This window comes from Priestia sp. SIMBA_032 (assembly GCF_046535215.1).
GTDB lineage: Bacteria > Bacillota > Bacilli > Bacillales > Bacillaceae_H > Priestia > Priestia aryabhattai.
The window spans coordinates 1-260 of the sequence record NZ_JAWRXD010000959.1 but is presented as its reverse complement, the minus strand read 5'-3'; the positions used below and the strand labels follow the sequence as shown (position 1 = coordinate 260).

At 33.8% G+C, this 260-nt stretch carries 1 protein-coding gene; it reads left to right on the top strand.

Going from position 1 to position 260, the window contains the following annotated elements:
* Positions 1–260 (top strand): hypothetical protein (locus SB717_RS37195; RefSeq protein WP_410908122.1); only part of this gene is annotated, 260 nt, incomplete at both ends.

The window sequence follows — 260 nt, the reverse complement described above, 5'->3', positions numbered from 1 at the left end:
GTCATCCTGTTTTAGCTACACGTATTAAACGTGCACATAAATTACACGGACAAAAGTTAATTGTAGCTGATCTTCGTAAAACAGAAATGGCAGAGCGATCAGATGTCTTTATTAGTCCAAAACAAGGAACAGATCAAGTTTGGTTAATGGCTGTTACAAAATATATGATTGATCGAGGTTGGCATGATCAGGAATTTATTAATGAGAATGTAAACTTCTTTGAAGATTTCAAAGAAAGTCTAGAAGAATATACACTTGCA